Raw genomic sequence first — 26,794 nt, forward strand, 5'->3', positions numbered from 1 at the left:
TCACTAGTTGTAAGTGACTGAAATCATCATCGCAGATGTGAATTTCCCTACAGATAACTGGCTGACAGGCAAGGTATTAACCAACTGAGCCTGTAGATTAATTCGGTGCTCTGTCTCACTAATTAGCTCCGGATTGATCGGCTGAAGCTGATTAAGCCCCAGAGAATCTGTTTTTCCCCCAGTGACATCATAGAGATTAACGCCAAGCCCTTTTGTACTGGTGGATAGGATCTGCTTGCCACTGTATTCTTGAGTTCCATACCCTTTAGGATTTAGCAATATCGATAACCCCTTTCCACCATTGCACCCGCTGATATACACCGGAAAATCTTTTGCCAATGAAATTTCATTTAGATTGTGGGTCTCGATGGTTCCAAAATGGATTTGTAATGGAGAATTGCCGTCCTCACCACGGAGATTACAAGCCGGATCAACCATCGTAGCTGTCACATCCACCAGCACATCCCCGTATATCGCTGGGGAGTTCAGTAATAAAAAACCCCAGAGATATAGACTTATTCTATTGATTCTTTTCACTATTCATACTCCAGAGCAAAAGTCACCCAACCAGAAAAATCACCTTCTTTGACTAAACCAGATTGTGGTTTACGAGCAAATACACCAAAGAAAAGTTCTTGTTCACAATCCGCTTCGGTCACTTTTCCCACCTCCATCGGGGTATTCCACTCGATGGGTTTTTCGTCATGGGTCAATAGCCCTAAAACAACTCCACTTTCCCCTTGAGTCGCCACATAATCGTGCCCATCAATATTCACTAGCTGGGAACTGTGCCATGTCATTTTGATTAGCTTGTCCAAATCACTAGGCTGGCAATTATCGATGCCAATAGAAAAAGACGTAATTTCGCTACGGTCTTCTTGATTAAGAGTCTGTAACCGTAAGTTTTCTAAACGAACTTCTTTATTCACGGATGTCGAACTCACCCGGCAAGATAAATTGATCAGTTCTCCACCGAACTCGACATCAAGAACCTGAGCATTTGCTTCTCTTGAAAAGATCCACAAAATAGCCATCAACAAAGTGCTACAGAGGGTAAGCGACTTATTCATAGCTAACCTCCAATCTGAATTGATGGGATCTTTCGCTGATATTTGGCAGCTGAATAAGGTTATTGCCATTCATTAATGCCATTGGATAACGCACTACTTTTTGCCCAGTAGAAAGATCGACTACTTGCAAAATAATGGGAGTTTTAGCTGTATGGTTAAATGTTCCAACCTCACTAAAACTGGTACCAGCACCACAATTAGTCAGCATTAACTTTCCCGCCAACTGCAAATCACAGGGTGCATTAAATACCGTCGCATTGACCAATAACCATCCCGTTTGCGATGATTCATAGCGGGGTTCATTGATGGGTACGCTTCCCACAAACTCATCACCCACCACATTTACACTGGCTACTAGATTTATTGCGACTAACCCTAACCACAATGAGATATTTTTCATGTGCTTTCCCCTATCACTCACTGTTCCCCAGAAACGGTGCAAGTATCCCCTTGGCAACGAAATTCCAGTGTGGGTTTACCGCCATAGTCATTGATGTAGGTAAGATGGGGGGTATTAAGTGGATTTGATTTAATATCCAGCGTCGACTTCGGCGCAATCATCACCACCTCAAACGCACTCTCTTCAGACTGTTTACGATTATTTCCCACCCCAATAATCGTGAGATTAAATGGGGTAACATTGTTTAAACGATAGCCTTTTGGTGTTTTGACCAACGTGACTTTATGCGCCCATTTCGTTTCGGATTCGCCGATAATTTTAGCGGGACGATAAAACAGCTTTACACGGGATTGGAGGGCAATTTGTAGTGTATTTTCTTCCGTCGACTTCGGCGGAACTTCACGTAGATTAAAATAAAAAACTGATTCCCTATCATCGGGTAACTGACTAAATAAAGGCGTTTTACTCAGACGGACTAAACTGTGGCTATTAGGTTCAATACGCTGCAATGGTGGCGTTGCTAAAATGGCCCCTTTGGTTAATTTATTCCCCTGTAAATCCTCAATCCAGCTTTGGGCTAGATAGGCTTCTTCTGGATTATCATTGGATATGCGAATATTGATTGAATTCTCATTACCCGGAAAGATAATCCGAGTTCTATCCAGTGTTACTGCGCTATAAGATGCAAATGAAGTGATGGCAAGTAGCCCCATCAGTGATCTGCGAAAATTAGACATAATCAACCTCATAGAATGATTTATTGACGAAAAGATTATTGGCCACATGGCAGTAACAGCATGGAAGAAGAGGCATTCGGAGTGTCTGGCAGCATCAACTGACACTGTTTTTGATTACGCCAATACACCCACAAAGGCTCTTTTCCAGAAACGCCAACTAACCAAGTCACCCCATCTTCCCCAACGATCCCCAACTCTTGGTTAGCTTCATTACGAACGCTGGCACCAAATGGCGGTGTTTTACCTCCTTTCAGGGTGATCACGGCAAACACTTTTTCCCCTTTCATCACAGGGAAGCTGCGATAACCAATGGCACCTTTTGTCAGCGTGATATCACTGGTTGAACTCAACGCTTCAATATTTTCAGGTAACTTACTGGTATTGATAGTGGCTGTTGATTTTCGATAGCTATTCACATTCGGGATCACTGCGAGCCCAAATGCGTTAGTTTTGGTCACACCGTTATTCAAGGGAACGCCACCAATATCGGAGGTTTCTACCATTAAGCGCGTATCGCCATTCGCGGAACGGTGTAATGCAGCACCTTTACCCGTGACAGTAATACCGCTATTAATAGATGCCCCCACACTGCGATATTGATGAGGTACATAACTACCGTTGAATGAAACATTGGCATCCGAGAGATCGCGGGAATAGAAACCACTGAAACTGGTTTGGCTATCCATAGCCTGCCCATGGTTGTAACCCATAGTTAAGCTATAGCTATCATTATCTCCATAGCCGTTATAACCCACGTTATGGTTATATTGATTCTTTTTGGCTGACCGCGAATAAAGCTCGGAGAATGTCAGACTATGTCCGCTATACAGTGGAATCGTTAAGTACAAATTGATGGAATCATCTTCATAGCCGTTACTGCGCTCTGTACGTGTCGCGGATAACGCAATATTTCCGTTGTATTGAGAGAGAGATGGAAAACTCAAATTAGTATTGGCATATAAACCATATTGAGTTTGAGGATCATCCTGCCAATACGTACTGTATTGGTAATTGAGCGACACATTAAAATTATCAAAATACTTATTAAGGTAAACTTGGTAGTTTTCTTTGGTCGCTCTTGGCGTGGCGCCCGTTCTATCTTCATCCATATATTGCGTCAAAGTGCGGTACTCTTTATCCGCAAACCGATAGCCAGCAAAGGTAATATCTGTGCGTAAATCATCAAATGATTTAGCATAATTGACGCGATAAGAGCGCCCTTGTAAGCGGTCTTTATCATCTGAATAATCAGCAAAAGATTGAGTGACATCCACAGAAATCGCCCCGAGAGAAAACAGGTCTCGCCCAATACCGAGTGCTGCGCTTTGATAATAGGCATTGAGCTGAGCCCCCCCATAAAGCGACCATGCATTGGAGACACCGTATGACAATTCACCACTAATAACCGGCTCCCCCGTTAAATGTCGATTGTCATAACGTGTTTTACCTACTGCTGTCTTATAAACGACTCTTCCAGGACGCGTTAAATACGGTAATGAAGCGGTACTAAGGCTAAATTTATTCTCTTCACCATTTTCCTCTCGCACGATCACATCTAAAAGGCCTCGAACGCCACTATCTAACGTCTGGATACGAAATGGCCCCGGTGGCACTGAGGTTTCTGAAATGATCCGATCTTGACTGCGCACGATCACAATCGCATTCGTTTTAGCCACCCCAATAATTTCTGGTGCATAACCAACTAACTTAGGAGGCAACATGCGATCATCGCTTTCAATCGAGATCCCCGTGTATTGCCACGATTCAAAAACATCCGAATAAAAGTTATTTTCACCAAGAGTTAAGATCGCCGCAGAATCTTTTAGGGAACGAAAGGCATATAACCGACTGAAATCAAAATTATGCTTTTCTTGGTCATAATCCCCACCATGCTGCTTTTGATACGTGCCATTAAAATCACCACGTAAGCGCCATGCACCAATATTCACACCAGAAGTTCCATTGCCGGATAAATAGATACGCTTATTGCCTTCGCTTTCTTTAGTCGCCGAAATATTTGCGTTGTAATCTACAAATACTCCGTTGATACCGTCTTCCCATAACTTCGGAGGCACCCAATAAGGGTCCCGGTATTCCATCCACATCTGTGGAATGGTCATTTTGAGGGACATTGAGGGTAAATCGACTTTACTTTGTACCCCCGCAAGTGCTGAGAAATTTAAACATTTCCCATCATGAGATAAGGTTATTTTTTCTATTGATGATGGCTTAAAACCCATCAAATCCAGTAATTCCGGTGCGATACACACGAATTGAGACTGTATTTTCTGTACACTTTTATCTTCATAAACAGCCACATCTCGAGGTGCTCCTAAGCGCAGACCATTGACAAAAACGGTGAGAATATAATCGCCGGGAGGAACATACCCAGCAACGGAGAATTGGCTCATATCAATATTATTAATATCGCTAGCATCTAATACATCGGTATTAAATTCAGCGGCATACACATTTCCTATGCCCATACTCAGCGCTAACAAAACTGCCTGTCTTAGTTTGCTATGTTTGAACACCATGCTCTATACCATCCCAAATGCGACAAGTGTGCCCCTCTCGAAAATGATTTCGAGAGCATATATATTTGCAACCTATTGATAATCGATAAAAAACCGAATCAGCCCTTGATAACTACCCGCCTGAATCGGCTGTCCTGTCAGCTCTAACCGTAAGAAATAACGTAAGAAAAGTGCTTTTTCTGATTTGTCTTGTCGTAAGACATTATCTGACAAGAGGTAGTATTGACCCGGTATCAGCGTGTTTAAGTGATTATCGAGTACGGAAACAGCAAGCCCTTGAGATGCTCCCTGTAATACAAAGGCATCAATATGCTCAGCGGCTTGACCGACAAAACGAATTGACCAGGTTTTAGGATCGAGAGAAGAGTGCAAACTGCCACAATCACGAAGCTCAATAACAAAAGGTTGATTATGCTGCTCTCGCTGAATTTTAGTTCCTAGCATCGTTAATGCTAATGGAGAAAAATCAATAGATTGGAAACGATTCTCTATCACCACAGAACAAGGAGTAGCGACAACGATCCCTTTGAAGGTTGTACTCGCGTTAAGCTCAATTTTTTTATTACTGGTGGCACTCGATATCACAGGACACAGCAAAATCACTGTGGTTATCAATCGTGTTAATTGGCGAGCTAGCCGTTGATAAACAATCACAATTCCCTCCCTCAATTCGATCAGTGATACCGCCAGCACACTGCTGACGGTATCTCCACACTCTTATTGATAAGTAATTCGGAAATTCGTGATGGCGCTGAATTTACCTTCAGTGACATCTTTAGTTGTATCAATAGCCTTAGCTAGTGCTTTGAATGATAAAGTATTATCGCCTTTTTTATTGATGATACGTGACAAGATATCTTTGGCTTTACCAAATTCAAAGCCATCAATTGCAATACCTACATTATTGAGATTACCTGGCGAAGTTGAAAGTAATGTGTTCGTTGCATCGGCATAATTTTGCCCTGTAAACACAAGCTCCATTGATTTCACCACAGCAGGAGTACCGGCATCATCTTTAGTAAAGTCAGAAAAATCACAGCCCGTAAATTCAATATTAAAATCCACTTCGGCAGAGCGGCCATTTTCTAGCCCTCGACGAGATAGTTGCCCAAAATCTACGGTTTGTTTCAGTGATGATTGCCCAATATTACATGGCGACGTTACTACGGTTCCGATGAAATTAATTGTGCCTGTATTTTCTGCCATCACACCAAAAGATGTGACTGAGGCAGCCATAATTGTGGCTAATGCCAATGTATTTAGTTTCATAATATGACTTTCCTTTAATTTAAAAAATGAGGGAAACAAATATCACCATTAAAATAATTAATGGCATAAACAACATCTTAATAAAATAATTCAAGACATAACTGTTGAATAAAAAGCAAATTAAAATTCACTTATTGATCTTAATTTTAATTTTTCATAGTAAGAATATTTTGATTTTTTATCTTGAAATAAAAAATTATCCTGTCGCTTTATCTCTGCTATTTCATCAGAGTAATTAGCAATAACTTTAAAGAAAAATTCAGACCAATCTTTACCTAGCATATTTAGTAAAGCATCAAGATTTTCAATACTAATACTGGTGATCCCTCTTTCATATCGAGATACTTGCTGCTGGCTAATATGAAGCATTTTACCCAATTGCTCGCCCGTTAAAGAACTATTTACTCTAGCATCTCGTAAAAACAAACCCACTTCTTTACGTAATAAAATTTTATTTTTAATCATATTAAAACCAACGTTAGATAGCTTTAATTTTATTTATTCACAGAGAGTCCATAACAATGAATAAACAGCTCAATAAAAAATGGATATATCCGAATTGCAGGAAACATAATTTATTAAAATATAGATACAAGGAATAACACTGTAAATACGTTTATATCGATCGAATTTATATAATTCAATAGCTAATACCTATCGAATTAATTTATTTGTTTTCTATTGATTGATTTGAAAAAGAAAATATTCATTAATTACATATAATTAAATAGATTTCATGAAAACATATAATTAGCTAATTATGATTAATATCACGCACTATAAATTAAAAAATGAATAAAAATAACCTTATTTTTTTATTATTGAATTGAAACTATATTAAATCAAAAGAATAATATAATTAAATATAAAAAATTAATTAAACCAAAAAAAATAAAATAATAAAAACTATAAACCTTGTATTAGCCTAAAATTATCAATCAGTCTTAAATAACACACTTTAAGAGTATGCTAAAATTTCATTCGTAATTTTAAAAATAAATAGAATTAAACCTTAAAAATGAATTATCCATTTTAGTAGAGATCAAAAACTCATCAAAAATAGGTATTTAATAGTTACCAATAAAAATCATCATCCTTTTAAAATAATTCTTTTCTATCCATATCACGCTGAGATTATACAAATACTGCATTTTTCATTTGCTTACCTTACACCGAGAATATTTATCCGCTAGGATAGTGCTAAAAAGGAGCTAATTATGAAAAACCAGTTCTACAGCTACCAACCAAAACAAGGTCATGGACTTCCCCATGATCCAATCCCATCATTAATTGGTCCACGCCCAATTGGCTGGATTTCTACTTGTGATAAACAAGGAAGAACCAACCTCGCACCTTATAGCTTTTTTAATATTTTTAATTACTCGCCCCCAATTTTAGTATTTTCCAGTGTTGGAAAAAAAGACTCCGTCACCAATGCCATTGAAACCGGAGAATTTGTCTACAACCTCGCCACTCTCGATTTGGGAGAGCAAGTTAATTTGAGTAGCGCGACTTTAGCCTATGGAGAAAGCGAATTCGATTTAACGGCATTGTCTACCACGCCATCCACCTTAATAAAGCCACCGCGAATTGCACAAACCCCCGTCGCTATGGAGTGCATCGTCACTGAATATCAGCAATTAAAACGCGCTGATGGCACGCTATTGGATACATGGATGGTTATGGGCGAAGTTGTGATGGTGCATATTGCGGAGGAGACACTAGAAAATGGCTTATACAATAGTGCTCGACAAAAACCGCTGATGCGCGCAGGGGGACCTGCCGATTACTATTGGATAGAAGAGCAACAAAAACTGGAAATGTATCGTCCTAAATAACCTTTCTTTCAGTTAGCCTACGATAATAGTAGGCTATATCTCCACATTGAGTTTCGTTTATTTCGAATATTGAACATTTCGTTTATTTCGTTTACACTTATTAAAGCAGTGCAGGCGAATGTTTATGACTGCCAGTAATGAGCTGAAATGCTGAAAATAAAGTAATCAACCTTAATAGATAGGAACAGCAATGACATACTCAATTCTTAAAGGTATGAGCCTCCCGGCTCCAAAGGAGATTGAGGCGGCAGTTAAAGGACAAAGGGAACTTGCAACTTACTTGTCCACCAAATTAGAAACTCAAAAAATATCGATTAAAGATGCAGATAATAAAGTTCATCAAATTGAATTACCTACATCAGCATTAACATTACTCATGGCAATTTTAGGTGAGCTTGCCGCAGGTAATGCGGTACAAATTGTTCCAGTGCATGCTGAATTAACAACGCAGGAAGCGGCTAATATTCTTAATGTATCTCGCCCTCACTTGGTGAAACTTTTAGAAGCAGGCAGACTTCCTTTTCATAAAACAGGTCGTCATCGTCGTATTCTTTTCGCTGATTTAATGCAGTTCAAAGCTCAAAGAGAAGAAGAAAGTTTGCAAGCCATGCAAGCGTTGGCAGACCAAAGTCAGGAGCTTGGTCTTTACTGATGATCCATTCCCCTTTTCCTGTTGTATTAGATGCATGTGTTTTATACCCATCGCTTCTACGAGATTTACTCATGCATCTAGCAATAGCAGGTTTGTATCAAGCAAAATGGACAGATGTAATTCATAATGAATGACAACGTAATCTTCTAATTAATAGACCTGATTTATCTACAAGCCAATTAAATCGAACCAGTGCATTAATGAATATTGCTTTGCCCGATGCCAAAGTTGAACAATATGAACCATTGATTGATGGACTCGAATTACCAGACTTAGATGACCGACATGTTGTAGCGGCGGCAATAAAGAGCAATGCAAAAATTATCGTTACATTGAATTTGAAAGATTTTCCGAAAAAATATTTAAAGCGCCTAGATATGGAAGCGCTTCATCCTGATGAATTTATCTCAGATTTATTCGATTTAAATCATGCTCTAGCTTTATCAGCAGTTCGTAAACAACGAATCAACCTAAAAAAACCAAAGATAAATACTCGCGAGTACTTTGATGCATTACTACGGCAAGGGCTACCAATGACAGTCAAAGCACTCGAAAAATATCAATGTATGATTTAAAGCTAATGCTTCGAACTCTTATTATGGTTAAGGGTTTCTTCTTTAAGATCAAGCTCATCACGTAAACGGTGATACACTCGCTCATTAATATTCTTCCCTTTACGCATCTGATATAACGCATCTCGTTTCGCTTTCAATGCAGAGCCCGACATTGAGCGCTCCATCTCAATCATTCTATGTAAATCAAATACATCAGATTCAGTTTCATCAGAGTTATCTAAACGTCGACCATAAATCTCTAATAACTGAGCTCCCACTTCTGTACGCATCGCAATTTCATCAACATCTTCTGAAGGGTGGTTCATTAGCTCCCGAATATGTGCCATTGCGGCTTCATTCAGTGCCAGACGAGCACGAATTTCATCATTATCATAGGGTAAATCTTGCACTAAACCTTTAGTTAAAATCGGCAACGCAATGCTGGCAATAAGCAATGAACATAGAATAACCCCCATCGCAATGAAAATTGCCACGTCACGGTTAGGGAATATTGAGCCATTCGGCATCAATAATGGCAATGTCAAAATACCCGCTAGCGTAATCGCACCACGCACGCCTGCCGTTGCCATCACTGCCATCATACGAATACGAACTTCATCCGCCTGCTTACCACGACGACGATTATGGAATACCGTTAACGTCATCGAAATCCATACCCACGCAAAACGCAACGCGCCTAATGCCACGGTAATAATACCGACATAGACAAATAGCATCCACGGATGACTGGCTCCTGCCGCTTCTGCAACCTCCGGCATATTAGTCCACATTCCCGGTAGCTGCTCACCTAATAGAATAAAGATCATCCCATTTAAACCGGTTTGTACCGTATCCCATACTGCCTTGCTCTGCATCCGAGTTGCCGCTTGCATACGTCCTGCAATTTTCTCGTAGTGCATTGCAATACCCGCAACAACAGCAGCAAGAATACCGGAAACATGCAAATGTTCCGCTAACAAGTAAGCCGTAAATGGCATTAACAAGCTGATCATAATCTGAATCGAGGGTTCTTCACCGGTCCGTTTCACCAAAAATTGGTTAATCCAGCCAATCACCCATGCCACCAGTAAGCCAATCGCGATCCCGCCAAATGCCACCAAAACAAATTGCCCAGCGGCGGATGTCAGTGAAAATTCCCCTGTCAGCGCCGCAACAACTGCAAAACTAAAGCACACTAAACCCGTTGCATCGTTAAGCAGTGATTCACCTTCTAGAATATGCGCCATACGCGATGGTAAAGGTGAATTCACGGTCATTGCAGAAACCGATACGGGGTCTGTTGGCGATAAAATTGCTGCCAGCGCAAACGCCACCGCTAACGAAAATGTCGGAATTAACCAATGAATAAAGAAGCCCATCCCAATAACGGTGACGACGACTAACCCAATAGCTAGCGATATAATCGGTTTAATTTCTTGAAATAAGGCTTCTTTGGGAATTCGCCAGCCATCAAGAAATAGTAAAGGAGGAATAAATAGAAATAAGAATAAATGCGGTTCGAACTCTACCGTAAACCCATAAAACGATAAGGCTGCACCTAACGCTATTTGAATAATAGGTAACGGAATAATATCTTTAAGTAAGCGTGAAACAAAAACGCTCACTACCACTGCAAGTAAAAAAACGAGTACAAGTGTCACTACTGACATTGAGTGCTCCAGTATGGTTTATCTATTAGTTTTCTGTCTTGCAGTAAATAGATAAATCAAATCAATGTAAAGTAGCAATTTATAATCTTTTAAAAATAACCAGAAAATCAAAAACAACCATATCAATCATTGTGTTACAGGATATTACTCAATTTAAAATACGTCATAGAAATAATGAATATCTCAATGTTTTATAAGGCTTAAATAATAGCTTTACTGGCAAACGATTAAAACACATCAAAAACAGATAAATCCTACCATTTCATGGTGATTTACTTATTTAACTTCAGGGCTGTGTCTATCAATAAGCTCCTGCAAAATCTGTTTTAACATTTTACTTTTTCGTGTACCTAAAGGTGCTAATACTAATTTTTCATGCTCTTCAGCCGCCACTAATAATCCTTCCACTAAAGCAACTCCGCTTGATGTCACACTGACTAGTGTAACCCGGCGATCGCTGCCTGTATGGTTATTATGACGGATAACATGCCCCTGCTGTTCCAATCGTTGCAGCACTCGTGTGATAGTCGGTTGCTTACTGACAGTTTTTTGGGAAAGTTCAGTTATCCCCATCGACCCATTATTCGCCAACGTCGACAATACTCGCCACTCCAATACTGATAGCCCATGGGCTTCGACCACCGCATGAAATTCAGATGATACAAGCATCCACGCCTGCCCCAATAGGGCAGGCAGATAATTATCCACGAAAACTTTTGATTCAGGCATCAGTTCCTCATGTTTAGCTTCAAGTTTAATCACACTGGAAGCTAGCAGAGTAGCAGAAGGAAACCTAACTCTTAACATAATTTAACTAAAACTTTCCGCTAAGTAATGAACCGAAACCATCCACGCGGGTATCCAGCCCCAGCTTCTTCAACATCATGTAAGTGGTTGCTACCGATGATGATAAAACAGGTAGCCCGACTCTATCTTCAATTAATTGAATTGACGGCAAAGAGGGCATTTGGACACAAGCTGAGGCAACGATGACATCCACATTGGTATTGAGTTTTTTAGTGATCTCCACTGGCGCTAATGGATTTTGTCTTCCCACTTCAAGATTGTCAGGAATTTCGAGAGAAATACTGTCAACAACCTCAATACCTTCACTTTCAATGTAATCAATCACCAACTGAGTTAACGGCTTCATATATGGCGTTAGGATAGAGACTTTTTTCGCCCCAATCGCATGTAGCCCATCAACCAATGCCCCTGCACTGGTGACAACCGGAGCTGGATGACCATTATCGATGGTACGTTCGTGAAGGCGCTTTTCCGATATACGGTGATAACCTTTTCCCATACTCATGATCGCAACTAAGCAAGCGTAGCCTAAAACATCAACATCTGCATCAGAGAGCTCAATCGCACAGCGGTCACTGTCAAAATCCATTTTTGCCAGCTCATCTTTGGTCACTTTTTGCATACGCATACGACTGGAATGAAATGTAAAACGTTCGGCAAACATCGCTTCACGGGCACGTAAAATCGCCGGAATCTCTGTTTCCATTGTCGTGTTGGATGAAGGCACTATCTGCCCAATACGAAAAGTGCGCGCTAAAGTCATAGTCCTTTCTCCAAAGATTGCTCATCTGCTTCGGCAAATTGGTTCAATTCATCCACATTCTGCCCACTATCATGAAAACGAGCTGCAGTCAGTGGGCGACGATTAACCTGTAAATCAAAGATATCAAAGCGGTTATAATGCCCCGTAATATCGTGCATCTGACGTGGCTGAATACAGCGATTTAAATCAATTTCACCATAAACAATCCCTTCTTTATCTATCAGTGGTTCACCCACTACGCGTCCATCTGGACCGATAATGCCGGAAAATGCACTATTAGGACGCGCGAGCAATTCACGAGATTCCGGATGAGAATCTGCCATCGCCTCAATAATTTCATCAGAAACTGTTGAACAAGAAACAACGGTGAACACTTTCCCTTCAAAGCAGTGTGCCGACGCTCGTAGGCGAATGGCCTCTGCCATGTCGTAATCTTTTGGCGCAACGGGTAAAGCGATATAACTCGCGATATGCACCAACTCCCCTTGAGCCAATAATGAGAAACGTGCCAACGTATTGGTATTCTCCCCACAAGCCAGCGCGCCCAAAGGACCAATACTGGTTTGGTGGACTTTTAGTGACGACGCATCCCCATTTGCCCACGTTAATTTCTCAGCCCAAGTCGGAACTAATTTACGGTGGCGACCGAGAATTCGCCCTTCATCCGAGATAGTCACAAGGGTGTTGTACAAAGTAGCAATTCCGTTGGGATTACGTTCATTCACCCCAATCACCACATTAATATGGTGACGAGCCGCAGCTTGCGCAATGCGCTTAATTTCTGGCCCCGGAACTTCAATCGCTGATTTGCACAGTTTTTCAAACCATGGACTACCATCGATAGGGTTCATCACCCAGCTCCAATAAGGGTAACCAGAAACAAAAACCTCGGGAAATGCCACTAACTTAGCCCCGTTATCTGCCGCTTCTTCGATTAACCGGCACACTTTGTCAACCGTTGCATTGGTATCGAGGAAAACAGGCGCGGCTTGTACCGCCGCCGCCTTAAACTGAGGTAGATTTAACATACTTTTATCTCCCTTGGGTTATACCGCAACCACTGGATGACGTAGCTCACCAATTTTTTCCACGTAAGCTTCAATCACATCTCCTGGCCATACCCACTCTTGTGGAGAACGCCCAGCACCAACACCCTCAGGAGTTCCCGTAGCAATGATATCTCCCGGCTCTAACGTGATACCTTTGCTGATATCTGCAATTAATGCGTTAACATTGAACAGCATATGACGAGTATTGGAATCTTGTTTAGTCACGCCATTCACTTTCAGACTCAAATTAAGGGAATGAGGATCGGGAATTTCATCTGCGGTGACAATGCAAGGGCCAAACGGCGCATAGGTATCTTGCCCTTTCGAGTAAATCCATTGGCCTGCACGGCGGCAATCACGCGCACTCATATCGATCATGAGGCTATAACCAAACACATAATTCAGTGCGTCTGCTTCAGAAACCCCTTTTGCACGCGTTCCCATAATCACCGCTAATTCCACTTCCCAATCTAATTGCTGCGTGATCTGGCTGTTATGCTCAATCGCATCACCCGGCCCAATCACCGTTGTTGGCGGCTTAGAGAAAATAACAGGCTCTTTAGGTAATTCTTTCGAGGTATCCAAAGTACGGCTAGACTCAGCAACGTGTTCAACATAGTTCAGGCCGATCCCGAAAATATTTTTTCTTGGACGTGGAATTGGCGCTAAAATTTTTACGTTCTGTACTGGCCATGCAGTTCCCGCAGGGAATTGACCTTTATGTGCGTTTAATAATTCAGTACCTGCACGGATCCCTTGAGGGCCTAAATCAATAAATTCCAACATATTGTCTGGTAAATATTGGCCGTTTTCTTCAGCAAGTCTGGCTAAATCAACTACTTGGTTATCAACGATCGCACCTAAACGTGCTGCTGCGGTAACATCTGAACGGTAAGTAATAAGACGCATAATTCTTCTCCTTGTGTCAGGTCGATATGCCTGACTGAAATCTTCACGTAAATAGTTAGAATAAATAATTAGCCAATAACTTTTTGGTGCCCGTCATTTTCCACTAATGCCTCTTCATAATAGAGGCCAAGGGAGTTCATCACTGGCAGGTCGTTAAAACAGAATAAGCAAGCATCCTCACTTTGCGAGGTATTCACATGCTCATGGAACATCCATGACGGCACACAGAAAATATCCCGCTCTTGCCAGTCAAAGCGTTGCCCATTGATAACCGAATAACCCTTTCCTTTCGCTACTTGGTAAATAAAGCTGCCTGTATGGCGATGGGCTTTACCCACAAAACCTGGGCGCAGCAGCTGCATACTCGCCCCAATCGTTGGCATCACTGGTCCCCCGGTTAGCGGATTGGTGTAGTGCATCAGCACATCATCAAAGGGTGAGCCCTCACTAACTTTTACTGCACGTTGTAGCGCTTCATAAGTCGGTCCCCATTGATACTTGAACAGGGGTGAATAAGGCTTATCCCAACCAATATGCTGTGGGCGCAATGCCGTTCCGCCCCACATACCCACTGGGTAATCAACCGGACGAGTCTGTACTTGGTTTAAATCTGGATGCACTTTATAAAAGCCGGCTTCCATCGCATTGACTAGTGGAATGTCGAGCCCATCTTGCCAAATACACGGTAAGCCATCCTCTGCAACACCATGCTCATGCCAAGTTCCATTCGGTGTCAGCACAAAATCATTGGCTTCTAGCATCATTTTTTGCCCTTCCACAATGGTATAAGCTCCACGCCCTTCCATAATGAAACGCAATGCTGATGAAGAATGCGCATGTGCTGAGGCCGCTTCTCCTGGATGCATAACTTGTAATCCGGAATACAACCAACCCACCGCTGCCGCGACATCTTGACGACCAGGATTATTGAGATAGATAACCCGGCGGCCAGCTTTTTCTGGCGTCACTAAATCCACTGAACGTAAAACATGTTCCCGTAAATCTTGGTAGCGCCATAACACGGGCATCGACTGGGATTTTGGCTGCCATGGCTCAATCTTGTTAGCAACCGTCCATAACGCGCCGGTTTTTAATTCATCTAATTGCTTGTAATACGCCAACAATTCAGGAGTGTCGGCCACATCTGCGCGTCCTGCGACATTTTCTCTATACTGTTCATGGGACTGAGTTGTCATCGGTTTTAGCTCCTATATAGCTAGCGCAATTAGCGACTTTTCGATTGTTGGATCAATTGCTGGCGACCATATTCATATGGCGCAGGCCAATTTACGGTATTCCATCCAAAGCGAGCACATTCATGAAGTAACCAAGCAGGGTCAGCAAGCAATGGACGAGATAGAGCACAAAGGTCTGCACGCCCTGAAGCGATAATGCTGTTGACCTGATCCGCATCAGTGATTGCACCAACAGCAATCACTGGAACCGAACCTTCATTACGAATTCGATCTGCTATTGGAGTTTGGTACATGCGCCCATAAACAGGTTGTTGCAGAGGCGAAACTTCGCCCGACGAACAGTCAATGATGTCAGCACCAGCTTGGTGTAAAGCTTTCCCAATCAAGACCGCTTCATCAACCGTGGTGCCGCCCTCAACCCAATCGGTTGCAGAAATACGTACTGAAAGCGGCTTACCCTCTGGCCATACTTTTCTTACTGCACTCACCACTGCCAATGGGAAACGTAAGCGATTTTCCAATGAGCCACCGAAACCATCGGTACGTTGGTTCGTCAATGGCGAAATAAAGCTGGATAATAGATAACCGTGCCCTGCTTGCAGTTCCAACCAGTCAAATCCAGCCTGATCCGCGCGCTTTGCCGCCGCAACAAATTGGTCAATTATTATTGCCATTTGCGCTTCAGTCAGTTCCGCAGGCGTATCTGAAATGTTCGGTAAGTAAGGTAATGGTGAGGCAGAAACCAGTGGCCAATTACCGTGTTTCATTGGATGATTTTCTTGTTCCCAGCCACGTTGAGTGGAACCTCTACGCCCTGCATGACCGAGTTGAATTCCAATTTTTGCATCCGTTTTTTGATGCACAAACTGAGTCACATTTTTCCATGCAGCCACTTGCTCATCGTTCCAAATTCCTGGGCATCCCGTTGTCACCCGAGCCTCTGGAGAAATTGCAGTCATTTCAGTCATGATCAGGCTCGCACCGCCAAGAGCACGGCTCCCGATATGGACTAAATGGAAGTCACTGACAACCCCATCGGTTGCGCAATACAATAATGTTGGTGAGGCAATCACACGATTTTTCAATTCCAAATCACGCAAACGATAAGGCGTTAACATCGGGGCGATTTTTTGGTTAGTGACATTCGTAGGTAATCCTGATTTTTCGGCAAACCAGTTTTCGTAATCCGTTAACCAACTGCCATCGCGAACGCGTAAATTTTCGTGGGAAATACGCTGAGAGCGGGTCAATAATGAATAAGCAAATTGCTCTGGGTCGAGGTTTTCATAGCGCTGAACATTTTCAAACCACTCAGTTGAGTTACGTGCCGCATTTTGGATTTTCAATACTTCAACACTACGAACTTTTTGGTAATGCTCTAAGCCTTTGCGCAAATCACCCTGAGTGGTTTTTAAACTTTCACACAACTCGATAGCGTCTTCCAATGCAAGCTTAGTTCCTGAACCAATTGAGAAATGTGCGGTATGGGCAGCATCTCCCATCAGTACGACAGGTACGTCTTTGTTTTCAGCTGGTTGAGTCCAATGCACCCACTTATCACAAATAACACGAGGAAAACGGATCCAAATGGCGGCACCACGCAGATGAGCAGCATTAGCCATCAATTTTTCCCCATCAAGCCATGGCGCAAACAGTTTTTCACAGTAAGCGACGCCATCCTCTTGGGACATTTGGTCAATACCGGCTTTTAACCACGTTTCTTCCGTCGTTTCTACGATAAATGTAGAAAGTCCATCTTGGAATTGATAAGCATGAACTTGGAACCAACCATGTTCATTTTCAGCAAAAATAAAGGTAAATGCGTCGAAAATCTTTTTAGTTCCTAACCAAACAAAACGGCAACGACGCTGATCGATATCCGGTTTAAAGATATTTTCATAACGAGTGCGTACCGCGCTGTTGATCCCATCTGAAGCAATGACTAAATCGGCGTTATATTGGCGAGCAATTTCTTGGTCATCTGTCACTTGAGTTTCGAACACCAGTTCTACGCCCACTTCAAGACAACGATCTTGCAAAATATTGAGTAATTTTTTACGCCCGATCCCGATAAAACCGTGTCCACCACTGCGATTACAGCTACCTTTAAAATGAATGTCGATATCATCCCAATGGCTAAACTCTGCGCTGATAGTTTCTGCTGAAACAGGGTCTGCTTTGCGTAAATTGCTTAATGTGGCATCCGAGAACACCACACCCCAACCAAAGGTGTCATAAGGGCGGTTACGTTCAACCACCACAACACGATTTTCTGAGTTCTGTAATTTCATCAGCAACCCGAAGTAAAGCCCTGCGGGACCGCCGCCGATACAAACGATATTCATGGAATTTCTCCTTTAATGACGTTTTGCCATTACACAGGTTGCTGCTGGGTTAAGGCGCTATACAGTGCATCAGGAATAGGGATCGCCTGATGCGTGATAAGAGATGTCGTGACATAGGTTTGAGTCACTTGCATACGTAATTCACCGTCGAGGCTGATACAACGTTGGCACAGAGTCAGTGATTTACTTCCTATACGCTCAACTTGTAGCTCTAGCTGGACATCATCCCCCATACGGCTAATCGCTTTAAAATCGGCTTCTAAATGAACGGTTGGTAAACCAAAACGCTGGTCGAGAATGTAACCTGCAAATCCTTCAGGAAGCAGCTCATCGAACCAACGTTCAATCAAGTTGTTAAACATCACGAAATATTGTGGGTAAAACACGATCCCTGCGGGGTCACATTCTGAAAAATGAATCCGATGTTCCCGTGAAAATTTCAGTAAGCTCATGATGTTGTCCTTATTCCATCGCCAAACGCTGGCGACATTTTTGCAACTCTTTTCCGTGCTCATCCGCTAATGCGGCCTCACGTAATTCGCGCAGATTAATCGGGGCTAACTGGCTGCCTTGGCGCTCTACAATGTCCATCAATACTTGGAAGTTGCGCAATCCACGGGCATGAGTATCGCTGTAGCCCTTAACCACCCGCTGACATTGCGCAATTTCAGTCGCAAGAGCGGGATTATTTTTCGCCGCATCAACCACTGCCGCTAACCATTTTTCAATACGATTATTTTCAAGTTGATAACGTAATGTTGTGCGTCTTCCCCGTCGCCATGCTGCAAGCACGTATAACTGTAAGAAGCCCCATAAAGAACTGGTAGTGATCGTGCGCCCCTTTTGGGCAAATTTGCGAACGGCTTTGTGAACCCAATGTGGCTTCATCAACCAGTTACCTAAATTTTTGGGAAGCGTTTCGCAAATCTCTTCAATTCTCGGATGCATAAATTCATTGATGTCTAACAGTTGGCTATCTTTGGCTTGCACTTCATTGCGAACCCGAGCAAAGCGGCTATCACGGATTTTGAGATCTGCCACACGGATGGTGTCTTCATAAGACATCCATAACGCTAAGTGGCGTACCAAGGCACGTTGTAAGCGTGGGTCATCACCGCCTTTTTGCGCAAACAAACTCTCGAGCCGATCTAAATACTGCTCAGCATATGCAGGGTCTTGGTAGTCAATAAGGCGACGAACGCCTTCAGTTGCTAAGTAATGAACATGCTCAGGGAATTGGTTATCAATACGGGAAAGGAGTTCTATAACATGCTTATTTTGGGGTGTTTTTACTACATTTTCAGCCACTTCAGCTTGGTAAGCTTCTTCGGGCTGTGCAGCTTTTTCTGCCCCCAGAGAAAATGCCCGCAAGCTAGGTTTAACACCGACGCCGCCTCGCATAATGGTTTCTTCAAATTGTTCACGGCTAAATGGCAACACGCCGGAACCGAACAGGGCACCAAACAGAACTGCACTGATCACACTGCCACTGTCTTGAGCGGCTTGAGCCATATCAAAATGAATAAATTGGCGCGCTGCTTGCCCTGTATGGCGTATCAATGCTTGGCTATCAACACGTCCATCTCCCATTGCCGATTTTTCTGCAATGGAGTAAACCCGATGGGTCGAGCTCACCAACGTGGTGCGTTCAGGAGTCACAAAACCACGCTGTACCGCACGCCCCGCTTCCATCAATTCAGATGCTAAAACGATATCGACATCTCCCGGCATTGGCATTAATGCCAACACGGGCGCCGGAGTTTCTGGGTTATCAGCCCCGGGAAATAGCTCCACATAATAGATTGTTGCCCCTGTACGTTGAGCGACACCAGGGACCGACGTCGTTTGCGCAAAATAGCCGTTTTCTTCGCCAAGATTAACAATCCAATCGGCTAGAACGCCGCCACCTTCGCCACCCATGGCGAGAATGGCGATTTTTATCGGCTGTAATGCCATTAAAGGTTGTGTCATTTGCTGCCCCTTAGAAACTCAGTTGTTCACGGCGGCGTGCATCACGACGCTGTAAGAAGCCAATAAACCAGCCGCGAACACGGTGGCGCAATTTGTCCCAACCATTTGGATTGGTAATAATTTGAGCTTTGAAGAATGATGGACACAACACTGCGGCGTGGGAAACTTCACCGCACAAACCACACCCTACACAACTGTCCATCACCGTTGCGACAGGATCGGTACGCAGTGGATCTGGATTTGGCTTGATCGATAATGATGGGCAGCCCGATAAACGAATGCAGGAATGATCCCCAGTGCAGGTATCAGGATCAATGCCGAAACGTTCACGGACAACACGTTTACCCGTAGAAATATCATGACGAACTTTTTTCTTTTCACGACGCTGTTTATTCAACATACATTCGCTTTGCGCAATCAGAACTTTGGGGCCTTTTTCTGTAGTCGTCAGCGCTTCACGCAACGTCTTCGTCATCGTCTTTAAGTCATAGGTATGCTTAATCGTTTTTACCCAACTGACCCCCACACCTTTCACCGCATTTTCAATTTCATGACCTGTGCTACGCGTTGGATTCAGGGCTGTTGAAGAGAGAATATCTTGCCCACCCGTTGCTGACGTGTAGTTATTATCAATCACGATAGTTAAGTTATCGCTGCGGTTGAAAACACTATTGGCAATCCCGCTGGTTAAACCGTTATGCCAAAAACCACCATCGCCCATCACTGCAATTGCACGCTTTCCTGCATTGGCATTTAATGCAGCAGTTCCCGCACCACCTAAACCGTAGCCCATCGTAGTGTTGCCGAGATTAAATGGAGGAAGAATAGAGAACAGATGGCAGCCAATATCAGCGCTAATGTGATGTTCCCCTAATTCACGCTCAACCAGCTTCATGGCAGTAAAAATTGGTCGTTCAGGGCAACCCGTACAAAATCCGGGTGGGCGCGCATGTACAGTTTCATTTAAAGTGGGTTCTGCTGCGTTAATATATTCAGGCAAATCATCGTCAGCTTTTACTGCGGCCACATTAATGGTTGGAATACGAATTTGGTTTGTCGCAGCTTTAACTTGTGGTTCAATTTTTCCGTAGCGTTCAAAGAAGGAGCGCAGTCCCGCTAATACCGTCGCGGTATTGTATTCGCCCGCCAAAGGCAGCATATCTTTGCCATGAAGTGCGATATCAATATTCCGCTGGCGTAAGATGTTCGCCACATTCTGCTCAACAAAGTTTGGTTGCCCCTCTTCCAAAACTAAAATAGCTTTTTTATTGCGGCAAAAACGTTCGAATTCTTCGTCGACTAGTGGGTATGCCACATTCATGACATATAAGGGAATTTTGCTATTGCCAAACACATCAGCTAGTCCAACCTTATTCAGCGCACGAATTAAGGTGTTATAGCATCCTCCTTGCAAGGCGATGCCGACATCATCAGCACCTTCAGCAAAAAATTCATTAAGTTTACGATCTTGGATAAATTTAATCGCAGCTGGCCAACGCGCCTCTATCTTCTCTTTTTCATGCAAGAAACTGGCGGGAGGCAGTACGATACGGCTCACATCTCTGGTCGGATTTTCCAACGCATCCTTTATCGTAAATTTAGGATATTGGTTTTCTGAGCATGTAAATTGTCCGTGGACATGGCAAGAACGAATGCGCATTTGTAGCATAACGGGGGTGTTGCTGGCTTCAGACAGATCAAAACCATCTTTTACCGCCTGAACAATCGACGGTAAATTAGGGCGAGGATCGAGTAACCACATTTGGGATTTCATGGCAAAAGCATGACTGCGCTCTTGCATAATGGAGGAGCCTTCGCCGTAATCTTCACCGACGATGATCAAAGCCCCGCCTAGCACACCACCAGACGCTAAGTTTGCTAACGCATCGGAAGCGACGTTTGTCCCAACCGTGGCTTTGAACGTCACAGCACCGCGTAATGGGTAGTTAACTGAAGCCGCTAACGTTGCCGCTGCGGTTGCTTCACTGGCACTGTTTTCAAAACGGATGCCATATTCGGATAAAATATCTTGGGCGTCCGCAAGCACGTCCATTAGATGGGAAATCGGCGATCCTTGATATCCAGCAACGTAGGAAACACCAGATTCAAGTAATGCTTTAGTGACAGCAAGGATCCCTTCGCCACTGAAGATTTCACCTTCCCCTTGCCGTAATTTTTGAACTTCTTGAACAAACGAGCGCTCAGCCATTTTAACCTCACCAGTCAACGTCAGACCGTTTTTATCTTTTTTGTGTTTCTTTCTTGTATCCCATTTGTTAATAATTGGTCAATGCATGATTAATCATGGATATTAGATTTTTGCAGAGAGTGGATAGGAGATGCATGTAATGGACAAAATCATTGTAAAACAATGAAAAAATTATACACATGTCCCCAATTAACGGTGATTTAAGGCTAGATATAGCTGTTTAAATGAAAATTGAAAATTCGCATTTACTCTCAATAAATCCTTACAATGCAAGTGGATTTAGAGAATTATGCCAATAAAAAACGCAATAACCAGATAGAAATTGTCATGACTAACAAATAAGCAGATAAATACAGATAACAATATGAAAGATCATATATTTAGAGCTGAAATCAAAATAAAATCACTTTATTTTTTATATTGTTATGGAAATCACAATCAGTAAACTCTTTATAATTTTTTGCATTATCTGGATAGTTTTTGCACAAATATACCTAGGTAAGCCATTTTCTTTATGCTATGTTCGAAACACAATTAGTTACAGATAGTTTAATAAAATGTTAACAAATCGACCCGTATAAGAAGGTCGGAAATCATGAAAACAATAAGATATTTAAATATCCCGTAGATACCCTCACAAAGCACCATGAAATCGGTTAGTCCACACCGCCAATAACATGGTCAACCAAGGGTACTGTGTTTACTTTGGAGGCACCTCCTTATGTTGAGCAACTCATGGCCTTATACACCGGCACCTCAGATAGAGAATCAACTCTGCTCTTCTGAACGATTATTGTTTAGTTCTACGGATCCTGAAGAAATTAAATCTATGGTGGGAAGAGTGATGAAACCCCATGATTTTAAATTACTTAATCAACATCAAAGGCTTGATGCCCGAATGCATTACATTCCGATGGGGGATATTTCTCTCAGTCGGTTACGTTATGGTGCCGATGTCGCTATCACTCCGGGGCAACTCGAAGATTTTTTTCTCGTGCAAATGCCGCTATCCGGTAGTGCCACGATCGAAAGTGGCGGGAAAAGTATCGAATCTACGCCACACATGGCTTCTTTGCTCAGTCCTGAAGAGTCAACGGTGATGCGCTGGAATGGGGATAACGACCAGTTTATGTTGCGTATTTCGCGTTCTTTACTTGAACGTAGTTTAGTTGGCCAGCTTGGGCATACGTTAGATAAGCCTTTAGTTTTTGAATTGGGATTTGCGTGGCAATCTTGCATTGCGTGGCGCACCTTGATGAATTATCTGATTGAGTGCGCAACGAGAACCCCTGATTTGCTGCAACATAAATTGATTACCACCCAGGTTGAGCAGTTAGTTTCCGTGACCTTATTATCGACCCATCAACATAACTATCTAGAAGATTCTGGTATGCGCCGAGCCACGATCCGCCCACGTCATGTGCGCCGTGTTCAGGAATATTTAGAAGCACATGCTCATGAGCCCATTACGGTTGAGCAACTCGCTCATATTGCCGGTGTGAGTTTGCGCAGTTTATACGCTGGCTTTAAAGAGTTTTTGGATATCAGCCCAATGCAATATTTACGGGATTTGCGCATGGAGCGAGTCCGTTCTGAATTGATGTCAGGGGAAGCCACCAGCGTGACTGGCGTTGCGTTGCGTTGGGGATTTGCGCATATGGGCCGTTTTAGTGCGGAATATAAACAACGCTATGGGGAAACACCGAGCCAAAGTATGAAAAAGGCTTAGTGAACAACTATCATACACAGTCATTAAATCGACAGCGCTGGTTGTCTGCGCCCAGCGCTTTACTTTTCAGATATGAAAAACTCGGTCATCTCCAGTGGGTGGCTCTATCGTTAAACTCACTTTTCCCCCCATCGCTTCAATATAGCGCTTCAACGTTGAGAGTTTAATATCATTCCCTCTTTGCTCTATTTGCGTGATCGCAGGTTGAGACACGCCAAGATTATTTGCTAACGTTTTCTGTGAAATATTTAGCTCTTCCCTTAAAAGCTGTAATCCCGTCTCTAACATCAATGTATCAGTAAGATTTTTGATTCTGTCCTGACTTTCTTGAGAACGCTCAGCAATGGCTTGTTTTAACTTTTTCATTATTACCCTCATATAAGTTTTAGCTTATATGTCAAATTCAAAATGATAAAAAACGAATTTATAAGCTCGAACAACTCAAAAATCAGCAGCCTTTCGGCTGCCAATTAAAGATTGAGGGATTAAAACGGAATGGAGGCTTTGAGGTAAATCTGTGAACCTTCAGGGCGGTTTTCAACTGCAAAATCTTTTTCCCACTTGGCAGTAAATAACCAACCTTGTGGATTTGCGTAGCGAATTGACGGTCCGACGGCAAAGGCTTGTGCCTTGCCTTGTGCCGAGTTTGGCCCGCTATCATTGGTAGTTTGCATAAAACCATATCCACCAATCCCCGCGACCCAGCCATTACCGAACCCCCAGCCTAGGGCATAATCCGCATGGAAAGCTTGCCCCGAACGTGTATCCGTATCGTTATTGCGGAAGTTAAAGTCATACATCATTTTTAAATCCGCATTCACACCCACAGGTGGAATATAGCTAATCGCCCACACCGGCTGTAATGCCCAGTAATTCTTACCTAAACTTGATGGGTCAGTTTTACTGTATTTTCCTGTTGGCGCATAGGCATCCAATCCCACCACATAATGTAAGTCAGCAGAAGGATGAAAACCTAAAGCGGGACCGAATGTGATATCCCCTAATCCTCGGCTAGTTTCTTTATTTCCAGCGGCTTTTGCCGTGACATCCAGTAAAGGAATAATGGTATGAAAGGCAAGATCGCCACCAAACACTTTTTGATCGGTAACCCAGATAAGGCGTGGTGCTAATACGTTAACATTGACGCTAAATCCGGGAATAGGAATTTTGTCACCTTTATTATCACGAACGCTGTCGTAATGGGCATTTCCACCGTACATCAGGACATGCACACCCTGCGGTGGCAGCGCCCCTGACATAAAGTTTTCCAACCCATCAGGGTAGATCCCAAGACCGCCCCCTTCCGTTGCGACAGCACCAAATGACAGTGCACCTAAGCACGAGCCGACGAGAAGCTTATTGACCATTTCTTTATTCATCATGTTACCTGCCGCTATTGTTGTTTTTATGGTAGTTATTTTTATGGTTAAAAATGTATTACTGTGTTTGTCTTGCCAATGATGTTGTAACGCCCATTACCGCTTTTTTTTCGCTGCTAATTTCTCAGCAACTAAATACCCTGAACCCCCGCCAAGGCCGGGACCCGGATGCGTTGAAGCTCCAATATGGAATAAGTTTTTGACCGCGGTTTGATGGGCTTTGGTTTGCCCTGATGCCGCAAAAGGTCGTAACCAGAAGAATTGGTCAGGGGAACAGGTTCCTGAATAAGGATCACCACCAACCAAGTTACAGTTGTAATTTTCCAGATCCGCAGGGGAAATTGCCTTGCGACCGATAATTAATTGAGAAAAACCTGGCATCACCGTTTCCAGACGTCGCTGAATACGATCGGCTACTGCCTCACGAACCGTTTCATTCCAACGCCCATCTTCCGGAATTTCGATCTCTCCCGCTGCATCACCTTTTAAGCGACGTGGAAGTTCCTGCATTTGTATCCACAGAATCCATCCACCTTCAGGTGCGCGGCTCGGATCTAACGTTGTCGGCTGACCAATACCAAATGTCGGTTTATTGGGTAGATAGCCATTGTTGGCTTGAGTGACCGATAAGCAGACTTGCTCCATGCTTTCGGTAAAGTGAACTAATGGAACGTTGAGTAGTTCAGGGTTGCACCATGGTGGAGGCGCACTCAGCGCAAAATGAATTTGCATTCCGCCACGTCCATAGCGGTAGCCTTTCGCCCGTTGCTGAACTTGCGGAGAAACCTCATCGAGTAAAGATCCATATAATTGAGTCGGAGTCACATTGCACACCACACTTTCGTTGGCATGGATCACTTGCCCATTAACGCTAACACCGACAGCGCGGCTATTTTTGCCACTACCTTGGGTGATAATTTTTTCAACATGGGTTCCTGTGCGCAACTCTCCGCCATGTTGTTCAATGACCTTGGCAAAGGCTTCGACAATGCGATAGCTGCCGCCTTTCACCACCGGCATTCCACCAGCGACCACTGCCGCAAATGTCAGTTTGCCAATTAATGCGGAGCTGGCTTCATCAGGCCCTAATCCCGTATGTAATACCCATGGGGACATTAATGCGCGACTAAAATCATGTTGAAGTTCACGCTCAGACCAACGCCGAAAACTTTCCACACCCGATTTTGCGAAATCAAGCAGCCCATCGACCCCCCGTTTACGCCACTCAGAAAACAGTAATTTGAACATTCCACCGCTGTACGGGTTTTGTCCGAGTAAACCAAACGTCAGTGCCGCATCTTCGCTAAACAGTTTTTCTGCCATTTTGCGAAACACTAAACCGTCACCGGGAGCAATAGCATCCAGCTGTTTTGCGGCTTCGCCAATATCCCGTTTTAAGGCAATAGACTGACCATCTGGCTGCACTAATCCTGTGGAATAGTCACATTGTGCAAATTCCAGTCCATGGGGTTTTAAATATGGTTCTAACTCTTGATAACCCGGGCTACCAACAAACAGTGAATACCAACAGGAAAGGAGGTCGTGGGTATAACCGGCAAACAGTTCTTCGGTACGAATACAGCCGCCAAGGCGGTCATTACGTTCCAGTACCAATACTGATTTTCCGCGCACCGCTAATAAAGCGGCACACATCAGCGAATTCATCCCACTACCCACGACAATCACTTGGGGGTTAGATAAGGTTGCCAT

25 protein-coding genes are annotated in these 26,794 nt (G+C 43.2%); 4 read left to right on the forward strand and 21 right to left on the reverse strand.

Translation table 11 applies throughout. The annotated features are described in order from the left end of the window. Positions 1-3 precede the first annotated feature (3 nt). The 8 genes from PROVRUST_RS16275 to PROVRUST_RS16310 all read right to left on the reverse strand — a co-directional run bounded on the left by PROVRUST_RS16275 (position 4) and on the right by PROVRUST_RS16310 (position 6,478). Entirely contained in the window at positions 4-537 is a 534-nt protein-coding gene (locus tag PROVRUST_RS16275) for a fimbrial protein (RefSeq protein WP_006815992.1), read from the reverse strand. Next, positions 537-1,070, reverse strand: coding sequence for a fimbrial protein (locus PROVRUST_RS16280; RefSeq protein WP_006815993.1), 534 nt, complete (start codon positions 1,068-1,070; stop codon positions 537-539). Before PROVRUST_RS16280 ends, PROVRUST_RS16275 begins: the two co-directional genes overlap by 1 nt. Then, positions 1,063-1,470 carry a hypothetical protein gene (locus tag PROVRUST_RS16285; protein ID WP_039855736.1) on the reverse strand — a complete coding sequence of 136 codons (408 nt, stop codon included), beginning with the start codon at positions 1,468-1,470 and terminating at the stop codon, positions 1,063-1,065. The genes PROVRUST_RS16280 and PROVRUST_RS16285 overlap by 8 nt, the downstream gene beginning before the upstream one ends. Positions 1,471-1,487: 17 nt before the next feature. Beyond that, positions 1,488-2,207, reverse strand: coding sequence for a fimbrial biogenesis chaperone (locus PROVRUST_RS16290; RefSeq protein WP_039855738.1), 720 nt, complete (start codon positions 2,205-2,207; stop codon positions 1,488-1,490). Positions 2,208-2,242: 35 nt separating this feature from the next. Continuing rightward, the gene (locus PROVRUST_RS16295; protein WP_006815996.1) at positions 2,243-4,744 is read right to left on the reverse strand and encodes a fimbria/pilus outer membrane usher protein; all 2,502 of its coding nucleotides are present in this window, start codon (positions 4,742-4,744) and stop codon (positions 2,243-2,245) included. A 72-nt stretch (positions 4,745-4,816) separates the two neighbouring features. Continuing rightward, complete coding sequence (locus tag PROVRUST_RS16300; protein WP_006815997.1) at positions 4,817-5,437, reverse strand: fimbrial protein; 621 nt, start codon at positions 5,435-5,437, stop codon at positions 4,817-4,819. Positions 5,438-5,461: 24 nt separating this feature from the next. Continuing rightward, entirely contained in the window at positions 5,462-6,013 is a 552-nt protein-coding gene (locus PROVRUST_RS16305; RefSeq protein ID WP_006815998.1) for a fimbrial protein, read from the reverse strand. Positions 6,014-6,133: 120 nt separating this feature from the next. Further along, positions 6,134-6,478: a helix-turn-helix domain-containing protein gene (locus PROVRUST_RS16310; protein ID WP_006815999.1), complete on the reverse strand. Its 345-nt coding sequence runs from the start codon at positions 6,476-6,478 to the stop codon at positions 6,134-6,136. Positions 6,479-7,230: 752 nt separating this feature from the next. Between PROVRUST_RS16310 and PROVRUST_RS16315 the strand changes: the two genes are divergently transcribed. From PROVRUST_RS16315 to PROVRUST_RS16325, 3 genes are all read left to right on the forward strand, one after another. Next, positions 7,231-7,851 (forward strand): flavin reductase family protein, encoded by a 621-nt coding sequence (locus tag PROVRUST_RS16315; RefSeq protein ID WP_006816000.1) that lies wholly within the window; start codon positions 7,231-7,233, stop codon positions 7,849-7,851. A 190-nt stretch (positions 7,852-8,041) separates the two neighbouring features. Further along, positions 8,042-8,503: a helix-turn-helix domain-containing protein gene (locus PROVRUST_RS16320; protein WP_006816001.1), complete on the forward strand. Its 462-nt coding sequence runs from the start codon at positions 8,042-8,044 to the stop codon at positions 8,501-8,503. A gap of 200 nt (positions 8,504-8,703) precedes the next feature. Then, positions 8,704-9,078 carry a VapC50 family PIN domain-containing toxin gene (locus tag PROVRUST_RS16325; protein WP_006816003.1) on the forward strand — a complete coding sequence of 125 codons (375 nt, stop codon included), beginning with the start codon at positions 8,704-8,706 and terminating at the stop codon, positions 9,076-9,078. A 2-nt stretch (positions 9,079-9,080) separates the two neighbouring features. Here PROVRUST_RS16325 and PROVRUST_RS16330 read toward each other — a convergent pair whose 3' ends face one another. The 10 genes from PROVRUST_RS16330 to PROVRUST_RS16375 form a co-directional block, all read right to left on the reverse strand. Next, positions 9,081-10,727, reverse strand: a complete 1,647-nt coding sequence (locus PROVRUST_RS16330) for a Na+/H+ antiporter (protein WP_006816004.1) — start codon at positions 10,725-10,727, stop codon at positions 9,081-9,083. A gap of 276 nt (positions 10,728-11,003) precedes the next feature. Next, complete coding sequence (locus PROVRUST_RS16335) at positions 11,004-11,456, reverse strand: MarR family winged helix-turn-helix transcriptional regulator (RefSeq protein ID WP_039855745.1); 453 nt, start codon at positions 11,454-11,456, stop codon at positions 11,004-11,006. Positions 11,457-11,541: 85 nt separating this feature from the next. Continuing rightward, on the reverse strand, positions 11,542-12,297 hold the full coding sequence (locus PROVRUST_RS16340) for a maleate cis-trans isomerase family protein (RefSeq protein ID WP_006816006.1): 756 nt from the start codon (positions 12,295-12,297) through the stop codon (positions 11,542-11,544). Beyond that, a complete protein-coding gene (locus PROVRUST_RS16345; protein ID WP_006816007.1) occupies positions 12,294-13,325 on the reverse strand; it encodes a carbon-nitrogen hydrolase family protein in 1,032 nt (343 codons plus the stop codon). The genes PROVRUST_RS16340 and PROVRUST_RS16345 overlap by 4 nt, the downstream gene beginning before the upstream one ends. 18 nt (positions 13,326-13,343) lie before the next feature. After that, a complete protein-coding gene (locus PROVRUST_RS16350) occupies positions 13,344-14,255 on the reverse strand; it encodes a fumarylacetoacetate hydrolase family protein (protein ID WP_006816008.1) in 912 nt (303 codons plus the stop codon). Between the two features lie 68 nt (positions 14,256-14,323). Further along, positions 14,324-15,451 (reverse strand): cupin domain-containing protein, encoded by a 1,128-nt coding sequence (locus tag PROVRUST_RS16355; RefSeq protein ID WP_006816009.1) that lies wholly within the window; start codon positions 15,449-15,451, stop codon positions 14,324-14,326. Positions 15,452-15,480: 29 nt separating this feature from the next. Further along, complete coding sequence (locus PROVRUST_RS16360; protein WP_006816010.1) at positions 15,481-17,796, reverse strand: bifunctional salicylyl-CoA 5-hydroxylase/oxidoreductase; 2,316 nt, start codon at positions 17,794-17,796, stop codon at positions 15,481-15,483. Positions 17,797-17,825: 29 nt separating this feature from the next. Beyond that, positions 17,826-18,248, reverse strand: a complete 423-nt coding sequence (locus PROVRUST_RS16365) for an acyl-CoA thioesterase (RefSeq protein ID WP_039855749.1) — start codon at positions 18,246-18,248, stop codon at positions 17,826-17,828. A 10-nt stretch (positions 18,249-18,258) separates the two neighbouring features. Further along, a complete protein-coding gene (locus PROVRUST_RS16370) occupies positions 18,259-19,767 on the reverse strand; it encodes an indolepyruvate oxidoreductase subunit beta family protein (protein WP_006816012.1) in 1,509 nt (502 codons plus the stop codon). Positions 19,768-19,777: 10 nt separating this feature from the next. Continuing rightward, positions 19,778-21,976, reverse strand: coding sequence for a thiamine pyrophosphate-dependent enzyme (locus PROVRUST_RS16375; protein ID WP_006816013.1), 2,199 nt, complete (start codon positions 21,974-21,976; stop codon positions 19,778-19,780). A gap of 721 nt (positions 21,977-22,697) precedes the next feature. Between PROVRUST_RS16375 and PROVRUST_RS16380 the strand changes: the two genes are divergently transcribed. Next, positions 22,698-23,705, forward strand: coding sequence for an AraC family transcriptional regulator (locus PROVRUST_RS16380; protein ID WP_039855752.1), 1,008 nt, complete (start codon positions 22,698-22,700; stop codon positions 23,703-23,705). Between the two features lie 66 nt (positions 23,706-23,771). Here PROVRUST_RS16380 and PROVRUST_RS16385 read toward each other — a convergent pair whose 3' ends face one another. The 3 genes from PROVRUST_RS16385 to PROVRUST_RS16395 all read right to left on the reverse strand — a co-directional run bounded on the left by PROVRUST_RS16385 (position 23,772) and on the right by PROVRUST_RS16395 (position 26,794). After that, positions 23,772-24,071 (reverse strand): helix-turn-helix domain-containing protein, encoded by a 300-nt coding sequence (locus PROVRUST_RS16385; RefSeq protein WP_039855755.1) that lies wholly within the window; start codon positions 24,069-24,071, stop codon positions 23,772-23,774. A gap of 119 nt (positions 24,072-24,190) precedes the next feature. Next, positions 24,191-25,087 carry a SphA family protein gene (locus PROVRUST_RS16390; RefSeq protein WP_006816016.1) on the reverse strand — a complete coding sequence of 299 codons (897 nt, stop codon included), beginning with the start codon at positions 25,085-25,087 and terminating at the stop codon, positions 24,191-24,193. A gap of 93 nt (positions 25,088-25,180) precedes the next feature. Continuing rightward, positions 25,181-26,794 (reverse strand): phytoene desaturase family protein, encoded by a 1,614-nt coding sequence (locus PROVRUST_RS16395; RefSeq protein ID WP_006816017.1) that lies wholly within the window; start codon positions 26,792-26,794, stop codon positions 25,181-25,183.

Origin of the sequence: Providencia rustigianii DSM 4541 (assembly GCF_000156395.1) — a bacterium.
In the GTDB taxonomy this organism is placed as follows: Bacteria; Pseudomonadota; Gammaproteobacteria; order Enterobacterales; family Enterobacteriaceae; genus Providencia; species Providencia rustigianii.

Excerpts from the sequence above, each read along its gene's own strand:
- PROVRUST_RS16290 (WP_039855738.1), bottom strand. The coding sequence starts at position 2,207 with ATGTCTAATTTTCGCAGATCACTGATGGGGCTACTTGCCATCACTTCA.
- PROVRUST_RS16385 (WP_039855755.1), bottom strand. The coding sequence starts at position 24,071 with ATGAAAAAGTTAAAACAAGCCATTGCTGAGCGTTCTCAAGAAAGTCAG.
- PROVRUST_RS16360 (WP_006816010.1), bottom strand. The coding sequence starts at position 17,796 with ATGAATATCGTTTGTATCGGCGGCGGTCCCGCAGGGCTTTACTTCGGG.
- PROVRUST_RS16380 (WP_039855752.1), top strand. The coding sequence starts at position 22,698 with ATGTTGAGCAACTCATGGCCTTATACACCGGCACCTCAGATAGAGAAT.
- PROVRUST_RS16340 (WP_006816006.1), bottom strand. The coding sequence starts at position 12,297 with ATGACTTTAGCGCGCACTTTTCGTATTGGGCAGATAGTGCCTTCATCC.
- PROVRUST_RS16390 (WP_006816016.1), bottom strand. The coding sequence starts at position 25,087 with ATGATGAATAAAGAAATGGTCAATAAGCTTCTCGTCGGCTCGTGCTTA.
- PROVRUST_RS16355 (WP_006816009.1), bottom strand. The coding sequence starts at position 15,451 with ATGACAACTCAGTCCCATGAACAGTATAGAGAAAATGTCGCAGGACGC.
- PROVRUST_RS16335 (WP_039855745.1), bottom strand. The coding sequence starts at position 11,456 with ATGCCTGAATCAAAAGTTTTCGTGGATAATTATCTGCCTGCCCTATTG.
- PROVRUST_RS16285 (WP_039855736.1), bottom strand. The coding sequence starts at position 1,470 with ATGAAAAATATCTCATTGTGGTTAGGGTTAGTCGCAATAAATCTAGTA.
- PROVRUST_RS16315 (WP_006816000.1), top strand. The coding sequence starts at position 7,231 with ATGAAAAACCAGTTCTACAGCTACCAACCAAAACAAGGTCATGGACTT.
- PROVRUST_RS16365 (WP_039855749.1), bottom strand. The coding sequence starts at position 18,248 with ATGAGCTTACTGAAATTTTCACGGGAACATCGGATTCATTTTTCAGAA.
- PROVRUST_RS16350 (WP_006816008.1), bottom strand. The coding sequence starts at position 14,255 with ATGCGTCTTATTACTTACCGTTCAGATGTTACCGCAGCAGCACGTTTA.
- PROVRUST_RS16320 (WP_006816001.1), top strand. The coding sequence starts at position 8,042 with ATGACATACTCAATTCTTAAAGGTATGAGCCTCCCGGCTCCAAAGGAG.
- PROVRUST_RS16325 (WP_006816003.1), top strand. The coding sequence starts at position 8,704 with ATGAATATTGCTTTGCCCGATGCCAAAGTTGAACAATATGAACCATTG.
- PROVRUST_RS16330 (WP_006816004.1), bottom strand. The coding sequence starts at position 10,727 with ATGTCAGTAGTGACACTTGTACTCGTTTTTTTACTTGCAGTGGTAGTG.
- PROVRUST_RS16295 (WP_006815996.1), bottom strand. The coding sequence starts at position 4,744 with ATGGTGTTCAAACATAGCAAACTAAGACAGGCAGTTTTGTTAGCGCTG.
- PROVRUST_RS16305 (WP_006815998.1), bottom strand. The coding sequence starts at position 6,013 with ATGAAACTAAATACATTGGCATTAGCCACAATTATGGCTGCCTCAGTC.
- PROVRUST_RS16310 (WP_006815999.1), bottom strand. The coding sequence starts at position 6,478 with ATGATTAAAAATAAAATTTTATTACGTAAAGAAGTGGGTTTGTTTTTA.
- PROVRUST_RS16375 (WP_006816013.1), bottom strand. The coding sequence starts at position 21,976 with ATGGCTGAGCGCTCGTTTGTTCAAGAAGTTCAAAAATTACGGCAAGGG.
- PROVRUST_RS16345 (WP_006816007.1), bottom strand. The coding sequence starts at position 13,325 with ATGTTAAATCTACCTCAGTTTAAGGCGGCGGCGGTACAAGCCGCGCCT.
- PROVRUST_RS16370 (WP_006816012.1), bottom strand. The coding sequence starts at position 19,767 with ATGACACAACCTTTAATGGCATTACAGCCGATAAAAATCGCCATTCTC.
- PROVRUST_RS16395 (WP_006816017.1), bottom strand. The coding sequence starts at position 26,794 with ATGGCAACCTTATCTAACCCCCAAGTGATTGTCGTGGGTAGTGGGATG.
- PROVRUST_RS16280 (WP_006815993.1), bottom strand. The coding sequence starts at position 1,070 with ATGAATAAGTCGCTTACCCTCTGTAGCACTTTGTTGATGGCTATTTTG.